21 protein-coding genes and 1 tRNA gene are annotated in these 16,928 nt (G+C 60.3%); 9 read left to right on the top strand and 13 right to left on the bottom strand.

Translation table 11 applies throughout. The features are described from left to right. Nucleotides 1-109 precede the first annotated feature (109 nt). Both mepK and AC5STB_RS17565 read left to right on the top strand, forming a co-directional pair. The gene (mepK, locus tag AC5STB_RS17560) at nucleotides 110-679 is read left to right on the top strand and encodes a peptidoglycan L,D-endopeptidase MepK (protein ID WP_495444080.1); all 570 of its coding nucleotides are present in this window, start codon (nucleotides 110-112) and stop codon (nucleotides 677-679) included. 168 nt (nucleotides 680-847) lie between these two features. Then, nucleotides 848-924, top strand: a tRNA-Arg gene (locus AC5STB_RS17565). A gap of 28 nt (nucleotides 925-952) precedes the next feature. Here AC5STB_RS17565 and AC5STB_RS17570 read toward each other — a convergent pair. Next, complete coding sequence (locus AC5STB_RS17570; RefSeq protein WP_495444081.1) at nucleotides 953-1,831, bottom strand: LysR family transcriptional regulator; 879 nt, start codon at nucleotides 1,829-1,831, stop codon at nucleotides 953-955. A 99-nt stretch (nucleotides 1,832-1,930) separates the two neighbouring features. Here AC5STB_RS17570 and tmpA point away from each other — a divergent pair, with 99 nt between their 5' ends. The 3 genes from tmpA to AC5STB_RS17585 are packed head-to-tail and all read left to right on the top strand — an operon-like array spanning nucleotide 1,931 to nucleotide 4,335. Continuing rightward, the gene (tmpA, locus tag AC5STB_RS17575; protein ID WP_495444082.1) at nucleotides 1,931-3,064 is read left to right on the top strand and encodes a 2-trimethylaminoethylphosphonate dioxygenase; all 1,134 of its coding nucleotides are present in this window, start codon (nucleotides 1,931-1,933) and stop codon (nucleotides 3,062-3,064) included. 3 nt (nucleotides 3,065-3,067) lie between these two features. Beyond that, entirely contained in the window at nucleotides 3,068-3,673 is a 606-nt protein-coding gene (tmpB, locus tag AC5STB_RS17580) for a (R)-1-hydroxy-2-trimethylaminoethylphosphonate oxygenase (RefSeq protein ID WP_495444083.1), read from the top strand. Beyond that, a complete protein-coding gene (locus tag AC5STB_RS17585) occupies nucleotides 3,670-4,335 on the top strand; it encodes an ureidoglycolate lyase (protein ID WP_495444084.1) in 666 nt (221 codons plus the stop codon). Before tmpB ends, AC5STB_RS17585 begins: the two co-directional genes overlap by 4 nt. A gap of 68 nt (nucleotides 4,336-4,403) precedes the next feature. Here AC5STB_RS17585 and AC5STB_RS17590 read toward each other — a convergent pair whose 3' ends face one another. From AC5STB_RS17590 to iscR, 11 genes are all read right to left on the bottom strand, one after another. Further along, on the bottom strand, nucleotides 4,404-5,624 hold the full coding sequence (locus AC5STB_RS17590; protein ID WP_495444085.1) for a cysteine desulfurase: 1,221 nt from the start codon (nucleotides 5,622-5,624) through the stop codon (nucleotides 4,404-4,406). Next, entirely contained in the window at nucleotides 5,617-6,201 is a 585-nt protein-coding gene (locus tag AC5STB_RS17595; protein WP_495444086.1) for a YIP1 family protein, read from the bottom strand. The genes AC5STB_RS17590 and AC5STB_RS17595 overlap by 8 nt, the downstream gene beginning before the upstream one ends. Beyond that, complete coding sequence (locus tag AC5STB_RS17600) at nucleotides 6,198-6,683, bottom strand: YIP1 family protein (protein ID WP_495444087.1); 486 nt, start codon at nucleotides 6,681-6,683, stop codon at nucleotides 6,198-6,200. The genes AC5STB_RS17595 and AC5STB_RS17600 overlap by 4 nt, the downstream gene beginning before the upstream one ends. Further along, on the bottom strand, nucleotides 6,683-7,963 hold the full coding sequence (gene sufD, locus AC5STB_RS17605) for a Fe-S cluster assembly protein SufD (protein WP_495444088.1): 1,281 nt from the start codon (nucleotides 7,961-7,963) through the stop codon (nucleotides 6,683-6,685). Before sufD ends, AC5STB_RS17600 begins: the two co-directional genes overlap by 1 nt. Then, complete coding sequence (gene sufC / locus AC5STB_RS17610) at nucleotides 7,964-8,719, bottom strand: Fe-S cluster assembly ATPase SufC (protein ID WP_495444089.1); 756 nt, start codon at nucleotides 8,717-8,719, stop codon at nucleotides 7,964-7,966. A 41-nt stretch (nucleotides 8,720-8,760) separates the two neighbouring features. After that, nucleotides 8,761-9,363, bottom strand: coding sequence for a hypothetical protein (locus AC5STB_RS17615; RefSeq protein ID WP_495444090.1), 603 nt, complete (start codon nucleotides 9,361-9,363; stop codon nucleotides 8,761-8,763). A gap of 17 nt (nucleotides 9,364-9,380) precedes the next feature. Next, nucleotides 9,381-9,695, bottom strand: a complete 315-nt coding sequence (locus tag AC5STB_RS17620) for a YbjQ family protein (RefSeq protein WP_039123659.1) — start codon at nucleotides 9,693-9,695, stop codon at nucleotides 9,381-9,383. Beyond that, a complete protein-coding gene (locus AC5STB_RS17625) occupies nucleotides 9,692-10,066 on the bottom strand; it encodes a hypothetical protein (RefSeq protein ID WP_495444091.1) in 375 nt (124 codons plus the stop codon). Before AC5STB_RS17625 ends, AC5STB_RS17620 begins: the two co-directional genes overlap by 4 nt. 8 nt (nucleotides 10,067-10,074) lie before the next feature. After that, nucleotides 10,075-11,598 (bottom strand): Fe-S cluster assembly protein SufB, encoded by a 1,524-nt coding sequence (gene sufB, locus AC5STB_RS17630; RefSeq protein WP_495444092.1) that lies wholly within the window; start codon nucleotides 11,596-11,598, stop codon nucleotides 10,075-10,077. A gap of 14 nt (nucleotides 11,599-11,612) precedes the next feature. Further along, complete coding sequence (locus AC5STB_RS17635; RefSeq protein WP_495444093.1) at nucleotides 11,613-12,656, bottom strand: cysteine desulfurase family protein; 1,044 nt, start codon at nucleotides 12,654-12,656, stop codon at nucleotides 11,613-11,615. A 129-nt stretch (nucleotides 12,657-12,785) separates the two neighbouring features. Then, nucleotides 12,786-13,244 (bottom strand): Fe-S cluster assembly transcriptional regulator IscR, encoded by a 459-nt coding sequence (iscR, locus tag AC5STB_RS17640; RefSeq protein ID WP_495444094.1) that lies wholly within the window; start codon nucleotides 13,242-13,244, stop codon nucleotides 12,786-12,788. 186 nt (nucleotides 13,245-13,430) lie between these two features. Between iscR and AC5STB_RS17645 the strand changes: the two genes are divergently transcribed. From AC5STB_RS17645 to AC5STB_RS17655, 3 genes are read left to right on the top strand one after another with little or no spacing between them, the layout of a single operon-like run. Further along, the gene (locus AC5STB_RS17645) at nucleotides 13,431-14,084 is read left to right on the top strand and encodes an alpha/beta hydrolase (protein WP_495444095.1); all 654 of its coding nucleotides are present in this window, start codon (nucleotides 13,431-13,433) and stop codon (nucleotides 14,082-14,084) included. After that, complete coding sequence (locus tag AC5STB_RS17650; protein WP_495444096.1) at nucleotides 14,084-14,329, top strand: hypothetical protein; 246 nt, start codon at nucleotides 14,084-14,086, stop codon at nucleotides 14,327-14,329. The genes AC5STB_RS17645 and AC5STB_RS17650 overlap by 1 nt, the downstream gene beginning before the upstream one ends. Continuing rightward, complete coding sequence (locus AC5STB_RS17655; RefSeq protein ID WP_495444097.1) at nucleotides 14,326-15,495, top strand: HD domain-containing protein; 1,170 nt, start codon at nucleotides 14,326-14,328, stop codon at nucleotides 15,493-15,495. The genes AC5STB_RS17650 and AC5STB_RS17655 overlap by 4 nt, the downstream gene beginning before the upstream one ends. 32 nt (nucleotides 15,496-15,527) lie before the next feature. Here AC5STB_RS17655 and AC5STB_RS17660 read toward each other — a convergent pair whose 3' ends face one another. Next, complete coding sequence (locus tag AC5STB_RS17660; RefSeq protein WP_495444098.1) at nucleotides 15,528-16,310, bottom strand: class II glutamine amidotransferase; 783 nt, start codon at nucleotides 16,308-16,310, stop codon at nucleotides 15,528-15,530. A 251-nt stretch (nucleotides 16,311-16,561) separates the two neighbouring features. Between AC5STB_RS17660 and AC5STB_RS17665 the strand changes: the two genes are divergently transcribed. Then, nucleotides 16,562-16,897, top strand: coding sequence for a DMT family transporter (locus AC5STB_RS17665; protein WP_495444099.1), 336 nt, complete (start codon nucleotides 16,562-16,564; stop codon nucleotides 16,895-16,897). The last annotated feature ends 31 nt before the right edge of the window (nucleotides 16,898-16,928 follow it).

Genomic DNA, 16,928 nt, shown 5'->3' on the forward strand with positions numbered 1-16,928 from the left:
CAGGATTCTCTGTGTGCCATACATGCCGCACGTTAACAAAGTAACGTTAACGAGCCCGTAACATCGGGCGACTAGGCAGGACTAAAGCGTACGGGACGGCGCAGTTACAATGGCAAAAACCACGGGCACGGGGATCTCCCGGCGTTCTCTTTTGGGTGTGTTTGCTGCAACGGCAGTGGCAGCAGCTCCGACCTTCTCCAGTGCAGCAGGCTTCTTGCGAGGTGGCGGCGATATCCGTCGCATCCGCATGTACTCCGGCCGCACCGGCGAGCGTCTTGACATGGTGTATTGGATTGACGGCGACTACATCAAAGATGCGGTCAAGGAAATCAATCACTTCATGCGGGACTGGCGCAGCGACGAGGTCAAGCAAATCGATCTGCGCACCATCGATATCATGGCAGCTTCGCACAACCTTTTGGATGTGAACGAACCCTATATGCTGCTGTCCGGCTACCGCAGCCCCAAGACCAACGCAATGCTGCGCAGCCGGTCGCGCGGGGTGGCAAAGAACTCTCTGCATATGCGCGGCCAGGCCGCCGACCTGCGCCTGGCGTCGCGGTCGGTGTCGCAGATGGCCCGGGCCGCCGAAGCCTGCCATGCCGGCGGTGTCGGCAAGTACCAGCGTTCGAATTTTGTCCATATGGATTGCGGCGTTGTCCGCACCTGGCGCGGCTGACGCCGCCAACCATTGCAAATCTGCAAGCCTGCACACCTGGTGCAGGCTTTATTATTTTCAGGGCAACTTTCCAGGCGCGCGTATGCAGGGCCAGGTCAGGAATTTGGAAACAGGCAGTTTTTCCCGTTGCAGAGGCAACCAAGCGCGGGTATACCCCGGCTTAACGACGCACCTGTAGCTCAGCTGGATAGAGCGCTGCCCTCCGAAGGCAGAGGCCAGAGGTTCGAATCCTCTCAGGTGCGCCAAATCCCTCTCAATGCAGCGTCTTGTTTTCTAAGGCATCCGCGTTCCGATTGCATCCGCAAGCGCGTTCAGCAAAGCCATCTGGCGTGGTGTTTTGCCAAGGCTTGGCGGCCAGGTCAGCCAGTAGCCGTCAATGGTCGCAAGTTCGGGGGCCGCCAAGCAGACCAGTTGGCCGGTTTGCAGCAAATTGGCGGCCAAGGCCTGGGAACCAAGCGCCACGCCCATTCCCAACCGTGCTGCCCGCAGCGCATGAGCCATGGAATCCACCGACACCGGCCCGGTTTCCGGCTGCCCCTCCCCGGTTACCCGCGCCCATTCGGCCCATCCCGGACGTTCGCCGCGCAGTTCGATCGCTGGCAACCGGCGCCAATCAGCAGACTTTTCCGGCGCAGCCATTGGCATCAGCACCTCATTGGCCAACAGAATACCCTCGCGCCCTTGCCAGCTGCCGCGCCCGTAACGGATGTGCAATGCCCCGTCCGCGGCCTCGAAATCCAGCCGTTTGGGTACGGTTTCCATGACCAGCCTCAGTTCTGGGTAGTCTTTAGAAAACGCCGCAAGCCGCGGCAGCAGAAGCATTTCCAGGTGCGAAGGCTGGGCGGCAATCCGCAGCTCCCGGACGCTGTGGCCGAACAGGTTCTCGGTTCCTTGCTCAAGTGCGCGCAGGGAATCATGCACCAGCGGCAGGTAGCTTTCGCCGTCCACCGTCAGAGATACACCGCGGGCCGAGCGGAGGAAAAGCTGCCGTCCAAGCCAGGATTCCAGGTTTCGAATCCGCTGACTGACTGCCGCCTGGGTGGCACCGAATTCTTCTGCCGCGGCTGTGAAACTGCCGTGCCGGCCTGCGGCCTCAAACACCTTGAGCCAATCGAGCGGCGGCAGACCCTTCCGCGTGACTTTTTTAGGCATTAGAAAACCTAACTCTCAAACCCCGATTTCCGTCGTTCTCTTGATGGCTCAGCCGCGATAGCAAGGCAAGCAAGAACCAGGCCAACCGGAGAGACTCTCATGCCCCGTTCCGTAACCGCCGACGCATCCGGCAGTTTTCTGACCCTGACATTCGAAGACGGCAGCCAAAGCCGTTTTCACGCCGTCTGGCTGCGCGACAACGCGCTGGACCCTGAAACCCGTGCGCCTGGCAATGGCCAGCGGCTGATTACCATTGGCGATATTTCCGCAGATACTAAAATCAGCACCGCGCTGGTTGAGGATGATGCCCTCACCGTCACTTTCGCCCCCGAAGGAAAAACCGTCACCTTCCCGGGATCATGGTTGAAGTCCAACGCCTATGATGTTGAACAATCGTCCGAATTTGGCCGCCTGGCACCGGGTGTTGAAACCTGGAACGGCAGTCAGCCGGCGCCGGTTTTTGACTGGAGCGAGGTGCAGTCCACGCCGCAGGTCAAGCGGGACTGGCTGGACGCAATTGCCCGCCTCGGATTTGCCAAACTGGTGAACGGCCCGATTGAAGAAGGCGCCTTGATAGATTGCGCGGAGATGTTTGGGTTTATCCGCGAGACCAACTACGGCAAGTATTTTGAGGTCCGCACCGAGGTGAACCCGACCAACCTCGCCTATACCGGCCTTGGCCTGCAAGCGCACACCGACAACCCCTACCGCGACCCGGTGCCCAGCTTGCAGATCCTTTACTGTCTGGAAAACTCGGCTGAGGGCGGCGACAGCATCGTCGTGGATGGTTTCCGCGCTGCGGAACGCCTGAAGGCTGAAAACCCAGAGGGCTTTGCCCTTTTGGCTGGATACCCGGCGCGGTTTGAGTACAAGGGCTCCGACGGTGTGCATCTGCGTTCGCGCCGCCCGATGATCGAACTGTCGCCTGACGGCGAGATGATCGGAATGCGCTTCAACAACCGTTCCTCGGCCCCATTCGTCGATATCCCGTTTGAAAAAATGGAAGCCTATTACGCTGCTTACCGCCAGCTTGGCGCGTTCATTGACGATCCCGAAATGGGTGTCTCGTTCAAGCTGGAGCCGGGCGAAAGCTTCATCGTCGACAACACCCGCGTGATGCATGCGCGCCTGGGCTATTCCGGAGCCGGCTCCCGCTGGCTGCAAGGGTGCTACGCCGACAAAGACGGGCTGCTGTCGACCCTGAATGTCCTGAACGCACAAATCGAGGGCTAGGGTATGAGCAAGCCGGATATCAGCCAGCTGAGCCGAGACAACATCGTCGACTTCATCGGCGGAATCTTTGACCGCCGCGGCGATGAAGAATACCTGGGCGAGCCGGTCACCATGGCCGAGCATATGCTGCAAGGCGCCACCATCGCCGAACAGAACGGCCAGCCGGAAGAGATCATCGTGGGGGCGCTGCTGCACGATATCGGCCATTTTACCAGCGAGTTCGGAATGTTTTCCATGGACGATACCGAGGACCGTTATCACGAAGAAGCGGGGGCTGAAGTGCTGGAACAATTCCTGCCTTCAGTGATCACCGACTGCGTCCGCTATCATGTCGCCGCCAAGCGGTATCTCTGCGCTACTAAACCGGAATATTTCAGCCGGTTATCAGAGGCTTCCATCCATTCTTTGAACCTGCAAGGCGGTCCGATGAGTGCAGAGGAAGTGGAGGAGTTCGAGAAGAATCCGAACCTTAAGCAGATCATCGCGGTGCGTTATTTGGATGAGGCAGGCAAGCGGGCGGATATGGAAACCCCTGACTACTGGCACTTTGCGCCGATGGTGCAGCGGATGGTCGACAAGCACAAGGGTATCGGGGAAACAGCAGGATGAGTGCGCCAGAGTACATCTTTGAAGCCAGTTCCAAACCCTCTCTCCCCTGGCACGAGGTGCCGCTGATCCGGGCAACCGAAGAAAGCGTCAGGGAGTATGGCTGTCTTGTCGATGATCCCGAAAACTTCGAGATCGAGATCGTGCAATGGCCCGCGCAGGGCTGGCGCCCGATCGATGAGGGCACGGGGGACGAGGCCGGTTGGGTCGAAGGCACCTTCCGCGGCGACTGGCGCGGCGATGTGCTCTTTGGTGAGAACGAAGCGGTCAATGGCCACTATGTTCTAGGCTGGTCTACAGACCCGCAGCAGGCGCAGACGGAGCGGAAAACTGCGCCGCGGGATCAGGTTCTGCTGTGGCATATGAACTATCACCCTGACGGCGGCCAGCTGTTCTATCCGCTGGACAACAAACCCTTCATCATTCCGGCAGCGCTGCCGGGGGATGACCTGAAGCCGGAGAAAGTCGTGGCTTTTTGGTGCGACGGGTCCAGGGGGCTCTATATCCACCCGAATATCTGGCACGAGGGAATCTTCCCGGTGGAGGACAGCCAGCGCTTCCTTGACCGCCAGGGCAAAGTGCATGCGCGGGTCAGCTGCGATGTGGGCAAGGAGTTTGGCGTCTACCTGTCCTGTCCGCTGCGTGCAGACAAAATCCAGGGCTAAACCTACTCCCTATTATTAAAAACGGCGCCTCCCGGGCGCCGTTTTCTTTTTTGGTATTGTTGGGCCGGTCAAGCGAACAGCTCATGCGCCAGCTCCAACGCATCGATCAGAGTGTCCACTTCTGACTTGGTGTTGTACAGGCCAAAGGACGCGCGGCAAGTAGCCGAAACGCCCAGGTGATCCATCAGCGGCCCGGCGCAGTGGTGACCGGCGCGCACAGCGACGCCTTTCTTGTCGAGGATGGTAGAGATGTCGTGAGCGTGCGCGGCGCCCTCCATGGTGAAGCTGAAAATCGCAGCCTTCCCAATCGCTTGCCCCTGCACGTTGATCCAGTTAAGCCCGGTCAGCCGCTGCATCGCATAGTCGCGCAATTCGCCTTCATGCCTGGCTATGTTGTCCATGCCAAGCCCCATCATGTACTCCAGCGCCACCCCCAGGCCGATTGTCTGCACGATGCCCGGCGTGCCGGCCTCGAACTTCATCGGCGGATCGTTGTAGATGATCTGCTCCTTGGAGACTTCCTTGATCATGTCGCCGCCGCCGATGAAGGGGCGCATCTCCGCCATGCGTTCGCGCTTGATATAAATCGCGCCAGAGCCGGAGGGGCCATAGAGCTTGTGGCCGGTGATCGCGTAGAAATCGCAGCCGATGTCCTGCACGTCGACCGGCATGTGCACGGCGCCCTGCGAGCCATCCACCAGCACCGGCACCCCCTTGGCGTGGGCGCCTTGGGTGATGGCCTTCACGTCCACAACGGTGCCCAGCACGTTGGAGCATTGAGTGACAGCAACCAGCTTGGTCTTGGGGCCAATGGCGTCGATCACCTTTTGCGGATCCAGACTGCCGTCGTCGGCCACATCGACCCACTTCAGCACTACCCCCTGGCGCTCGCGCAGGAAGTGCCAGGGCACGATATTGGCGTGGTGCTCCATCACCGAAAGGACGATCTCGTCCCCCGCCTCAAACCGCGGCATGGCCCAGCCGTAGGCAACAAGATTGATACCCTCAGTGGTGCCGGAGTTCAGAACGATAGTGTTTTCGTCGCCCGCATTCAGGAACCGCGCGATGATGCCGCGGACGGCTTCGTACTTCTCGGTTGCGAGGTTAGAAAGAAAGTGCAAGCCACGGTGAACATTGGAATATTCTTCGGCATATGCCTTGGTCACGGCGTCGATTACCGCCTGCGGTTTCTGTGCGGACGCGCCGTTGTCGAGATAGGTCAGCGTCTTGCCGTTCACCTCGCGCGCAAGGATCGGAAAGTCGGCTCGGATTTTTTCCACGTCATACATGTTCGGGAAGTCCCAGATTGGCGGGGCCGATCAGACCCAGAATGAAGAGAAGAACAAACACAAGGATCACACTGGCCATCATCACCACCCCCAGCGACCGCCAAACAGAGCCGAACCCGTGTGCCGCGTTGACGAAATGCAGGAGGATGAAAAACACAACGACATTGGCCGCAATGTTGAGAAGCGCGGCCAGGGAGGGCAGCAGCAGGAACACGGCCACAACGGCGGCGTTCAACCCGGCCTGCAGCAATTGCAGCCACGTGACGAGGGTCAAGAGAGACGTGAAATTGCCCTGCCCGCCCAGCCAGCGGCCGGTAGTGGCCAGCATTGAAATGAAGCTGATCTGCAGGATCAGAACCACCGCAAAATAGGCCCCTGGCGAAAACCGCGGCAGCAGAACCTCTGGCGGCAGCGGCAGCAGAACCTGCTGCAGCGTATAAACGCAGGCGTTCAGAACGACCGACAGCAGGAATGCGGTCCACAGGGCCTCGCGCGGCCAGTCCTGCGCAAGTATCTGCTGCGCAGCATCCCGCGGCGATTTCAGCGTCAGCAGAGCAAAGGCGGCCAGTGCGTTCATTGTTTCGCCCAATACCCCTGGATCATGCCAGACACCCAGAACCACAGGAAAGCGGCGCACCATAAGACCCCTACGAGATTCAGGGCCGGGCCTGCGCCGATAAAACCGGCCACAAGACCGTTCAGCAGCATCAGCGGGCTAGCCGCCAGGAATGCCCAGAACAACGCCAGACGGGCGCGGTAGGCATCGCCCTGCCCGCCTGCCGCCCGGGCGATCCAATGCACCACCAGCGCAAGCGTATAGAGCAGCAAGGGCGCAATAAAAACCAGAGCCAGCAGTGAACTGCCCAGCAGAATATTCAGCTCCTGGCCGGTCAGATGCGCCTCTCGCGCCAGTTTCGGCATCTGCGCGACAAAAGTCAGCACGCAGCCGCTAATCAGGAAAATCAGCAGCCGGTCCTCGCGGGCGCCCATGCTCAGAAGCCGCGCAAAAACCTTGCGCGGCCCTTTGTAGGTTGCCGGGATATCCGTTGTGACGGACATCAGCGGCGCCGGGCCAGCCAGCCTTCGAGGCGGGAAACGATATCCGCGGCGATCTCCGGGTCCTCAATTTCATCCACCGCTTCAGCCAAAAAGGCCAGCGTCATCAGGTCGGTCGCCTCGGCATGCGGCACACCGCGGGAGCGCAGATAGAACAGGCCTTCCTCGTCGATCGCCCCGGAAGTGGAGCCATGCGAGCAAGCCACGTCGTCGGCGTAAATTTCCAGCTCAGGCTTGGCCAGGAACTGGCTGTCGCCGTCCAGCAGAAGAGACTGGGAAATCTGATACCCGTCAGTCTTTTGCGCCCCTTCCTTCACCAGAATCTTACCCTGGAACACGCCAGTGGCACCATTACGCAGCACCTTCTTGAACACCTGGCGGCTTTCGCAGTTCACGGCGTCATGAGTGATAAAGACGGTGTCGTCGTGGTGGAAGTCGCCATCGCCGACGCAAGCGCCTGCAATATGGGCCACTGCATCGTCGCCTGTCAGCTCGATCACCGCTTCGTTGCGCGTCAGCACGCCGTTCACGGTCAGGGTGAAGGACTTGAACACAGACTCCGTGCCCAGACGGGCGAACAGATGTGTCGCAGCGCGGCGCTCATGGTCGCGCCCCTGAGCACGCACGAGGTGAAGTTTGCCGTTGTCGGCAACATCGATCTCCATGCATTTGTTGAAACGCGAAGCCGCGGGACCGTTTTCGAGGATCGTCACCTCAGCGCCGGTTTCCACACGGATCACGTGATGCAGGATCGCGTCGGAGTTTTCATCCGAATGGACATAGGTAAAGTTCAGCGGTTTGGAGACCTTGCCCGTCACCCGGATCGCCACGCCATCGGTGGCAAACGCGGTGTTCAGCGCTGCCAGCGGGCGTTCCACCGGGGTCTGGCCACGGGCTTCAAGAACACCATACAGGTCCTTGGCCCAATGGATATCCTTGCAGCAGATATCCTCGATCCGGTCGATGCTGAGACCTTCCAGCGCCAGATCATCGGAGGCTTCGGCGTCGAAAACGCCATCGACGAACACGATGTTCAGGCGCTCAAAAGCATTGAACAACGGTGTCTCGTCAGCGTGAAACACAGCCGCCTTGGGCGCATCCGCCTGAACCAGCGTGTCCGGCTTGGTGTATTTCCAGTACTCATCGCGGCGCGACGGCAGACCCATGGTCTGCACCCGCGACAGCGCAGCCTGGCGCGCCGTCTTGAGGCAGCCGCTTTCCGGCAGGCTCAGCGCCGCCAGCCGCGCCTCTGTTGCGCTTTGCTTGACTTCGGGCAGGGCCATTTACGCCTCCTCTGCCAGGATGCCGGCGTAACCGTTGTTCTCGACTTCCAGCGCCAGCTCAGGGCCGCCGGTTTTGACGATGCGGCCGCCCGCAAGAATATGCACCACGTCCGGTTTGATGTGGTCCAAAAGGCGCTGGTAGTGCGTGATCACCAGGAAGCCGCGGCCCTCGTCGCGCAGGGCGTTCACACCTTCGGCCACCAGTTTCATCGCATCCACATCGAGGCCCGAGTCTGTCTCGTCCAGGATGCACAGTTTCGGCTCCAGCATCGCCATCTGCAGGATCTCGTTGCGCTTCTTCTCACCGCCAGAGAAGCCGACGTTGACCGGGCGTTTCAGCATGTCGGCATCAATCTTCAGGGTTTTCGCCTTGGCCCGGATGATTTTGAGGAAGTCGGAGGCCGACAGCTCTTCCTCGCCGCGGGCCTTGCGCTGCGCGTTCACTGCGGTGCGCAGGAAGGTCATATTGCCGACGCCGGGGATTTCGACCGGGTACTGGAATGCCAGGAACATGCCGGCTGCGGCACGCTCTTCCGGCTCCAGCTCCAGAATGTCCTCACCCTCCAGCTCCGCAGAGCCTTCGGTCACCTCATAGCCGTCGCGGCCAGACAGAACATAGGACAGTGTGGACTTGCCCGAACCGTTCGGCCCCATAATAGCGTGCACCTTGCCAGCCTCGACCTTGAGGTCGACACCTTTCAGGATCTGCTTATCCTCATCTTCAAGCTTGACGTGCAAGTTTTTGATTTCGAGCATTTTTGCCTCTCGCATAGTACTGTTCCGGCAGCCGTAGGCGCCTAGAAGGTTTTGGTGTAGAGCGCCAGGATCCGGGTCAGATCCCGGCGCGGAAGTTCATCGGGGTGCAGCTCAAACCGGGCCATGCGGCCGCGGATTTGAACCGGCTTCGCCCATTTTTCGACCTGCGTATACAGCGCCCGTCCGGCGTAGTCGTCAAACAGCACAGTGACGGGCTGTTCCGTGCGCAGCATAACAGTCAGAAAGCAGGCAGCCCGGAAGCGGCCGTCAATCAGGACAAGGTCCGGCGCCTCAAAAGCTTCGAGATCCCAGACGGAGTTCGGATACTGGTGAAACCGCCGCCACATGTCATTGTTAAGCGGCCGCCCCCATTTTCCGGTTTTGCCGACATTCACGTGGTGCAAATGCACCTCCGATTCAGCGCCGGCCTGGCGAAAATACCGCTTCATCATGCGGTACCACATCTTGTCGGTCTCAACGGAAAAGACCTTTTTCCCGCTCAGCTCAGACGCCAGCACGGTCGAGCCGCCGCTGCCATATTCCAGGAGGACGCCTGCATCCTGGTAATGGCTGCGCACCCAATCCGCCTCTTCCGGCGGCAGGGTGAGCGCCGGGCGCTCGATCAGCTGCTCGTCTTTGGCCATGTCCGTCTCCCGGCCCCTTAACCCAGCACCACTGCGGTGCCGCTGGCCGAAACCATCAGCATCGACTGGCCGACCACCTCATAGTCCAGATCGACGCCGACCACGGCGTTTGCACCTTTGGCTCGTGCGCGGTCTTCCAGCTCAGCCAGCGCGGTTTCGCGCGCATCCTGCAGCTTGCTTTCATAAGCGCCGGAGCGGCCGCCGACGATGTCGGTGATCGAAGCGAAGACATCACGCACCACATTGGCGCCCATGATCGCCTCACCCACCACGATGCCCTTGTATTCGGCAATCTGGTAGCCTTCGACAGAGTTAGTGGTTGTGACGATCATGAAAGTGCCTCTTGTTGTTCGGGATACCCTTTACTTTCAAGGTCTTCCGCTCTTTTGCGTGCGTACAAATAAAGAAAAGCGGCATCTAGCTCTTTTGCGCTTTTCACTTTTTTCTTCAGCCTCAAGCCGTGCAAAAGAGCACAACTAGCACTCGTTCCGAACGCGAGAACGAGACCAGTCGCGGAAATGGTCATTCCGAGACCGCTGGCAATAGGAAAAACCACGTAGGGTCCAAACCAGAAAAGCATGACGAACAAAACAGCCCCCCCGAAGGTTGCAACAAGAGCAACTTCACTACCCACACGGCGCCTCGCCGTGCGAGCAATTTTCTGGCGCTCCCTTGAGGAATATGTCCGTCCGTCAATCATCATTGGTTGGTTCAGCCCACAGATCCTTCCAGCGAGATCGCAACCAGCTGCTGGGCTTCCATGGCGAACTCCATCGGCAGCGCCTGTAGCACGTCCTTGCAGAACCCGTTGACCACCAGGGCCACCGCCTCTTCCTCGTCCATGCCGCGCTGGCGGCAGTAGAACAGCTGGTCATCGTCCACCTTGGAGGTGGTCGCCTCATGCTCCACGCGGGAGGAGTTGTTCTTGACCTCGATATAAGGAACCGTGTGGGCGCCGCATTTATCACCGATCAGCAAGCTGTCGCACTGGGTGTAGTTGCGGCTGTCCTTCGCCTTGGGGTGCATGGACACCAGGCCGCGGTAGGTGTTCTGCGCCTTGCCGGCAGAGATGCCTTTGGACACGATGCGCGACTTGGTGTTCTTGCCCAGATGCACCATCTTGGTGCCGGTGTCGGCCTGCTGCATGTTGTTGGCGATGGCGATCGAGTAGAACTCGCCCTGGCTTTCGTTGCCGCGCAGGATGCAGGAGGGGTATTTCCAAGTCACGGCAGAGCCGGTTTCCACCTGGGTCCACATCACCTTGGCGCGGTCGCCGCGGCAATCGGCGCGCTTGGTCACGAAGTTGTAGATGCCGCCCTTGCCGTTCTCGTCGCCCGGATACCAGTTCTGGACGGTGGAATATTTCACCTCGGCGTCTTCCTCGATGATGATTTCCACCACTGCTGCGTGCAGCTGCGCAATGTCGCGGGCCGGTGCAGTACAGCCTTCCAAGTAGCTGACATAGCTGCCTTTATCGGCGATAATCAGGGTACGTTCGAACTGACCGGTGTTTTCCGCATTGATGCGGAAATAGGTCGACAGCTCCATCGGGCATCGCACGCCCGGCGGCACGTAAACGAAGGAGCCGTCCGAGAACACGGCAGAGTTCAGTGTCGCATAGAAGTTGTCGGAGACCGGAACCACGGAGCCAAGGTATTTCTTCACCAACTCCGGATGCTCGCGGATGGCTTCGGAGATCGAGCAGAAAATGACGCCCGCTTCCTTCAGCTCCTTCTGGAAGGTTGTGCCGACCGAAACGGAATCGAACACCGCGTCCACGGCGACCTTCCGGCCTTCTTCCGGGGTCTCGCCCGCGCCTTCAACGCCCGCCAGAATCATCTGTTCTTTCAGCGGGATACCCAGTTTTTCGTAGGTCGCCAGCAGCTTTGGGTCGACCTCATCCAGCGACTTGGGCTTCACTTCCATCGACTTGGGACGGGCATAGTAGTACTGATCCTGGAAATCGATTTCAGGATACTCGACCATCGCCCATGTGGGCTCTTCCTTTTGCAGCCAGCGCTCGTAGGCTTCCAGCCGCCAGTTCAGCATCCATTCCGGCTCTTCGTTCTTTTCCGAAATCAGCCGGACAATATCCGTGGTCAGCCCCTTGGGAGCGTATTCCATCTCAATATCGGTTTCCCAGCCGTATTTATAAGCACCGCCGACCTCGCGCACCGCATCCACGGTTTCCTGGTCAACACCTTCCTTGACTTGGGTCTGGTCCAAAGCGGCCATTGTCATCTCCTCACTCACGCCGCGCGGGCGCGATGTTTCTTTTCTTTTTGCAGCCACGCCTCGGCAAAGCGCAGCACGTCTTCTTCCGTTGTCTCCGGCCCCAGCGACACGCGCACTGCGCCCTGGGCTGCGGCCTCGTCATATCCCATCGCGGTCAGCACCGCGCTGGCGCGCACCTTGCCGCTGGAACAGGCGCTGCCGGCGCTGATCGCAAAACCCGCAAGGTCCATCTGCATGACCTGGGTTTCGCCCTTCCAGCCCGGCGTTGCGAAACACAGGGTGTTCGGCAGCCGCTTCTGATCCTTTCCGACAAAAATAGTATGGCTTACGCCAGACACAAGCGCCTTTTCTAGAATATTTCTAAGTTCTGCAACCCTGTCCCAGACGCCATCTGAAAGATCTTTGGCCGCCGCTTCAGCTGCAGCGCCGAAACCCGCGATTCCAATGACATTTTCTGTACCGGAACGGCGCCCCATTTCCTGGCCGCCGCCTTTGATTTGGGCCGGCAAATCAGTGCCGCGTTTCATCACCACCGCCCCGATGCCTTTGGGGCCGCCCAGCTTATGCGCCGAAATCAGCGCCATTCGGGCACCCAGCCAGTTGAAAGCCACTGGCAGCTTGCCAAAGGCCTGGGTGGCATCCGTAACCGCCAGCCCCTCCGGCAGCGCCTGAACAATACCGGTCTCGGAATTGGCCAGTTGGAGCGTGGACTGTGCGGGATCGATAATCTTTACCGCGCCTTCAGCATTCACACTCAGATCTTCAACCATCCAGGCCCGCACGGCATCATGCTCCACCGGCGCACCATGCAGGCCGCGGCCAGCCAACGCCAGCGCCGCGCCTTCGGTTGAACCGGAAGTAAACACGATGTCCGCCCCGTCGGCGCCAAATGCTGCGGCAACTTGGGCACGCGCCTTCTCGGCAAGCGCCTTGGCGGCCCGGCCCTCGGCATGCACCGAAGACGGGTTGCCGCAGACCTCCATCGCCGCAATCATCGCTGCCTTCGCCTCAGGGCGCAGCAGAGCAGTGGCATTATGATCGAGGTAAACGCGCTTCATAGATACATCTTTTTGCGGACCGCTGCCGCGTCATAAGCTGCCTTGCCGCAATTGGCAAAGCTTCGGAGCAAATTTTGTGCGGAATACGCCCTGTCCGGAGGGATTGGTGCAGCCTGCCTGCGCTCCACCTTAGTCATCCACAACTGCAAACAAGCTCGGCACTGCCGGGCACGGGGCCAGATCGTTCTTGATCACATCCGACAGGCGGGTCTGGTGCAGGAACACATAGACATGCGCGCTCAGCCCTTCCCACAGGCGGTTGGTCAGCGATTGCGCGCGGCTGCCGGACAAGGCGCCGGATGCCCCTGCCCCCTTGTGCATGGCGTCGACAGTTTCATCCACCGCCGACAGCACATCCACTACCCGGATCTCCGACGGGAGCATCGCCAGCCGGTACCCGCCGCCAGGCCCGCGCACCGACTCGACCAGCCCGGCACGCCGCAGCTTGACAAACAGCTGCTCCAGATACGGCAGCGAGATATCCTGACGCTTGGAAATGTCACCCAGCGGCACCAGATCGCCCTGCGGCTGCAGCGCAATATCGGCCAGCGCAACCATCGCATAGCGCCCTTTGGTGGAAAGCTTCATAATTTACCCCTCGAAACCAGGGCGCGAGTGCGAAAACATTGACCTTCCCTCCGACTGTGCGTATCTCAGCCTGACGGTGTATGGCGAGGCCAGCGCCCTTGATTAGAACTGTTCTAAGATGCCTGACGGAACCCGTCAAGTATTCTGCCGGCAGACCCGAAAACGAGAGTAGGATTTTAACCGCCCATGCCCGAGGTCATCTTTCCTGGACCCGAAGGCCGCCTCGAAGGCCGCTATCACCCGCAAAAAGAAAAAGACGCCCCCATCGCCATCGTGCTGCATCCGCATCCGCAGTTCGGCGGCACCATGAACAACAAGGTGGTCTATAACCTCCACTATGCGTTCTACAACATGGGCTTTACGGTTCTGCGGTTCAATTTCCGCGGCGTCGGCCGCAGCCAGGGCGAATACGACCAGGGCGTGGGTGAGCTGTCGGATGCCGCCTCGGCGCTGGATTACCTGCAGTCGATGAATTCCAACTCCAAGCATTGCTGGGTTGCGGGCTTCTCCTTCGGTGCCTGGATCGGCATGCAGCTTTTGATGCGCCGCCCGGAAATCACCGGCTTTATCTCCGTTGCGCCGCCGGCCAACATGTATGATTTCTCATTCCTGGCGCCCTGCCCGTCTTCGGGCCTGATTATCAACGGCACCGCCGACCGCGTGGCACCGCCTGCAGATACCGCCAGCCTGGTCGGCAAGCTGCATGAGCAGAAGGGCATCACCATCACCCATACTGAGGTGGAAGGGGCTGACCATTTCTTCCAGGAACCGCATATGGACTCGATGATCGGCACTGTTTCCGACTATGTCAAACGCCGCCTGACGGAGAACACCCGCTGATGAGCGGCACCATCGAAGCGCTGGCCCAGAAACTGGCGGTCGATACACTCAAGGTGCAGGACGCCAGCGGCGAAGACCGGCTGTATGTGGAGGTGGGCCAGGTTCTCGGTGCCGCCTCCCAGTCGCTCGAGGAAGCCTATTTGACAGAAATCCGCGTGCGCCTTGCCGAACGCAAAGCCCGCGACTTCCTCAACCAGAAAGTCGCCACGCTGCAAGCACAACTCAGCGTCAAGGGTGACGCGTGAGCGCCCGTCTTGAGGCGCAGTTCGCCTTTCTTCTCGAAGCCGACAAGCTGCGCGGGGTTGAGCGCCAGAACCTGATCCTGGATTGCAGCCGCCGCGAGAACTCAGCCGAGCATAGCTGGCACCTGGCGCTCTATGCACTGGTTCTGGCCCCTTTTGCCGCGCCGGAAGTGGATGTGTTCCGCGCCATCCGGATGCTGCTGCTGCACGATCTGGTCGAAATCGACGCAGGCGACCATCCGATCACCGATCAGGTCGACTGGGACGCAGTGGCAGAGGCGGAAATGGCGGCGGCCCAACGGCTGTTCGGGCTGCTGCCAGCAGACCAAGGCGCCGAGTTCCTGGCCCTGTGGCATGAATTCGAGGCCGCTGAGACCCCCGACGCGCAGTTTGCCAAGCGGGTGGACCACTGCCAGCCGATCTTTCAGACGCTTTATGGTGCTGCACCTCTGGACTGGCATGTCGATGTGGTGCGGCAGAACCTGTTTGGCGGCCGGGCGGCGGCTCTGGAACAGCACCTGCCAGAGGCTTACCACCACGCGCTGTCTCTGCTGGGAGAGGACACCAGGTATGACTGCAGCCGCCTGACTGCCCGTCTTCCCTTCCTGAACGAGGCCGACAAGCTGAAGCTGGTGACCCGCGCCTCCAAGCTGGGCGATGGCTCCCGGCATGAAAACTCGGCTGAGCACAGCTGGCATATCATGCTGTACGCCTGGGTGCTGTCTGAACACAGCGCCGGGACGGTCGAAGTTGACCGGGTGCTGCAAATGCTGCTGCTGCACGACCTGGTGGAGATCGACGCTGGCGACACTCCGATCCACGGGGTGATGGATCCTGCAGCCCTTGCCGCCCTAGCCGCGGAGGAACAGGCAGCGGCAGACCGCCTGTTCGGACTGCTGCCTGCGGACCAAGGTACACCCATGCAGGCGATCTGGGAAGAATTCGAGGCTGCGGAAACCCCGGACGCGGTATTCGCCAAGTCCATCGACCGGGTGCAGCCGGTGCTCCTGAATCTGCTGAACGGCGGCGGCAGCTGGGTCGATTACGACGTGAGCTTGCCGCAGCTCGATGCCCGTGTCGGCGGCAAGGTCAGCCGCGGCGCGCCAGAAGTCTGGACCTATGTCCGGGCGCAAATCGCGCCCTGGTTCCGCGAAGCAGGCCGCCTTTAGCCAGCTGAGCAGCCCCGCGGAGGGGCTGCACTTCAGTCCAGGAATGGTTGAAACGGCTGAGTTTCCGCCCCGTTCGGCGTCAAACTCAGAAATTCGCCCGGCTTCAGCTCGCTCCAGGCCTCCCCAGTGTCTTCCAACGGCTCCGACACCACAGCCCAGCCCTTCATGCTTTGACTCCAGCGGTAGTAAACGGATGGTGCGATGCTGTCCGAGGAATACCGCGCCGCATAGAGCGTCCGGCCGTCCGACATCGCCACCGACAGCCGCATGTGCGGCGCGGTCCCGCGCGCCCGGGACAAGCCCTCCATCCGCGCCACGGCGCGTTCCAGCGCCCCCTTAGCATCCGCGTCCAGATCTTCCCGCAGGGCCAGCAGAAACAGCACCTCGCTGTCGGTGGCGCCGCGGCGGTGCTCATACAGCTCATCCGGGATGCACATATCCGCATGGCGGCGGAACTTTTCGAACCCGCCGACCTGGCCGTTGTGCATAAAGCTCCACCTGCCGGCGGTGAACGGATGGCAGTTGTTGCGGCTGGTGGCGGACCCGGTGGAGGCCCGCACATGCGCCAGGAACAACCGCGACTGCACCTGATGCACCAGCGCCCGCAGGTTGCAATCCGACCAGGCCGGATAAACATCGCGGTAACGCCCCGGTTCAGGCCGCTGGCCGTACCAAGCGATGCCGAAGCCATCGCCATTGGTGGCGGTCTTGCATTCCACCGCCTTTTGGCTTTGCGCAATCAGCGAATGCGCAGGTATAGATATGATGTCTTCCAGGAAGACGTCGGCACCCGTATAGGCAGCCCAGCGGCACATGCGGCAATCCTCATTCCGATTCCAGGAATCAGACTATCGTTTCAGCCTGACCCACATTGTTGGAACAATCTCCTAATAATTAGCCAACATGAAGTACAGTGTGCCTGCGCACAGAAACCTGTTCACTTCGCGACGCTTGCGGAATCCGGCAAGCCCGTGCCGCTTCAGGACTTCCCCGGCAAGAACAGATCGGATAGGCAGGATGTCAGATCAGCGGGTTTGCCCGCGGCAAGCGCTTGAGGGAGGCTGGGATGCCGGTTCACTACGTCTACCTGATCATCGCGGTGGCTGCAGAGACCGTCGGCACCACAGCGCTGCAGGCCAGCCAGCAGTTTTCCCGGCTCGGGCCGTCGCTGATCGTGCTGGTTGCCTATGCCTTCTCTTTCTACATGATGGGGCTGACGCTCAAATTCATGCCGGTGGGCATTGTTTACGCCATCTGGTCCGGCCTCGGCATCCTGCTGATCGCGGTGATCGCCTTCATCGTCTTTGGCCAGAAACTGGACTTGCCTGCGGTGATTGGCATGATCCTGATCATGTCAGGCATCGTCATCATTCATCTGTTCTCCAAGTCTTCGGGCCACTGATCCGTATTTGCAGGGCGTTTGGGCGGTTTTT

The organism is Leisingera sp. CC-HEC093, assembly GCF_059429195.1.

Coding starts and splice junctions, on each gene's coding strand:
- AC5STB_RS17585 (WP_495444084.1), top strand. CDS start 3,670: ATGAGTGCGCCAGAGTACATCTTTGAAGCCAGTTCCAAACCCTCTCTC.
- sufB (WP_495444092.1), bottom strand. CDS start 11,598: ATGGCCGCTTTGGACCAGACCCAAGTCAAGGAAGGTGTTGACCAGGAA.
- AC5STB_RS17590 (WP_495444085.1), bottom strand. CDS start 5,624: ATGTATGACGTGGAAAAAATCCGAGCCGACTTTCCGATCCTTGCGCGC.
- AC5STB_RS17625 (WP_495444091.1), bottom strand. CDS start 10,066: ATGATGATTGACGGACGGACATATTCCTCAAGGGAGCGCCAGAAAATT.
- AC5STB_RS17645 (WP_495444095.1), top strand. CDS start 13,431: ATGCCCGAGGTCATCTTTCCTGGACCCGAAGGCCGCCTCGAAGGCCGC.
- AC5STB_RS17595 (WP_495444086.1), bottom strand. CDS start 6,201: ATGAACGCACTGGCCGCCTTTGCTCTGCTGACGCTGAAATCGCCGCGG.
- AC5STB_RS17635 (WP_495444093.1), bottom strand. CDS start 12,656: ATGAAGCGCGTTTACCTCGATCATAATGCCACTGCTCTGCTGCGCCCT.
- sufD (WP_495444088.1), bottom strand. CDS start 7,963: ATGGCCCTGCCCGAAGTCAAGCAAAGCGCAACAGAGGCGCGGCTGGCG.
- sufC (WP_495444089.1), bottom strand. CDS start 8,719: ATGCTCGAAATCAAAAACTTGCACGTCAAGCTTGAAGATGAGGATAAG.
- AC5STB_RS17660 (WP_495444098.1), bottom strand. CDS start 16,310: ATGTGCCGCTGGGCTGCCTATACGGGTGCCGACGTCTTCCTGGAAGAC.
- AC5STB_RS17600 (WP_495444087.1), bottom strand. CDS start 6,683: ATGTCCGTCACAACGGATATCCCGGCAACCTACAAAGGGCCGCGCAAG.
- AC5STB_RS17665 (WP_495444099.1), top strand. CDS start 16,562: ATGCCGGTTCACTACGTCTACCTGATCATCGCGGTGGCTGCAGAGACC.
- iscR (WP_495444094.1), bottom strand. CDS start 13,244: ATGAAGCTTTCCACCAAAGGGCGCTATGCGATGGTTGCGCTGGCCGAT.
- AC5STB_RS17615 (WP_495444090.1), bottom strand. CDS start 9,363: ATGGCCAAAGACGAGCAGCTGATCGAGCGCCCGGCGCTCACCCTGCCG.
- tmpB (WP_495444083.1), top strand. CDS start 3,068: ATGAGCAAGCCGGATATCAGCCAGCTGAGCCGAGACAACATCGTCGAC.
- AC5STB_RS17650 (WP_495444096.1), top strand. CDS start 14,084: ATGAGCGGCACCATCGAAGCGCTGGCCCAGAAACTGGCGGTCGATACA.
- mepK (WP_495444080.1), top strand. CDS start 110: ATGGCAAAAACCACGGGCACGGGGATCTCCCGGCGTTCTCTTTTGGGT.
- tmpA (WP_495444082.1), top strand. CDS start 1,931: ATGCCCCGTTCCGTAACCGCCGACGCATCCGGCAGTTTTCTGACCCTG.
- AC5STB_RS17620 (WP_039123659.1), bottom strand. CDS start 9,695: ATGATCGTCACAACCACTAACTCTGTCGAAGGCTACCAGATTGCCGAA.
- AC5STB_RS17570 (WP_495444081.1), bottom strand. CDS start 1,831: ATGCCTAAAAAAGTCACGCGGAAGGGTCTGCCGCCGCTCGATTGGCTC.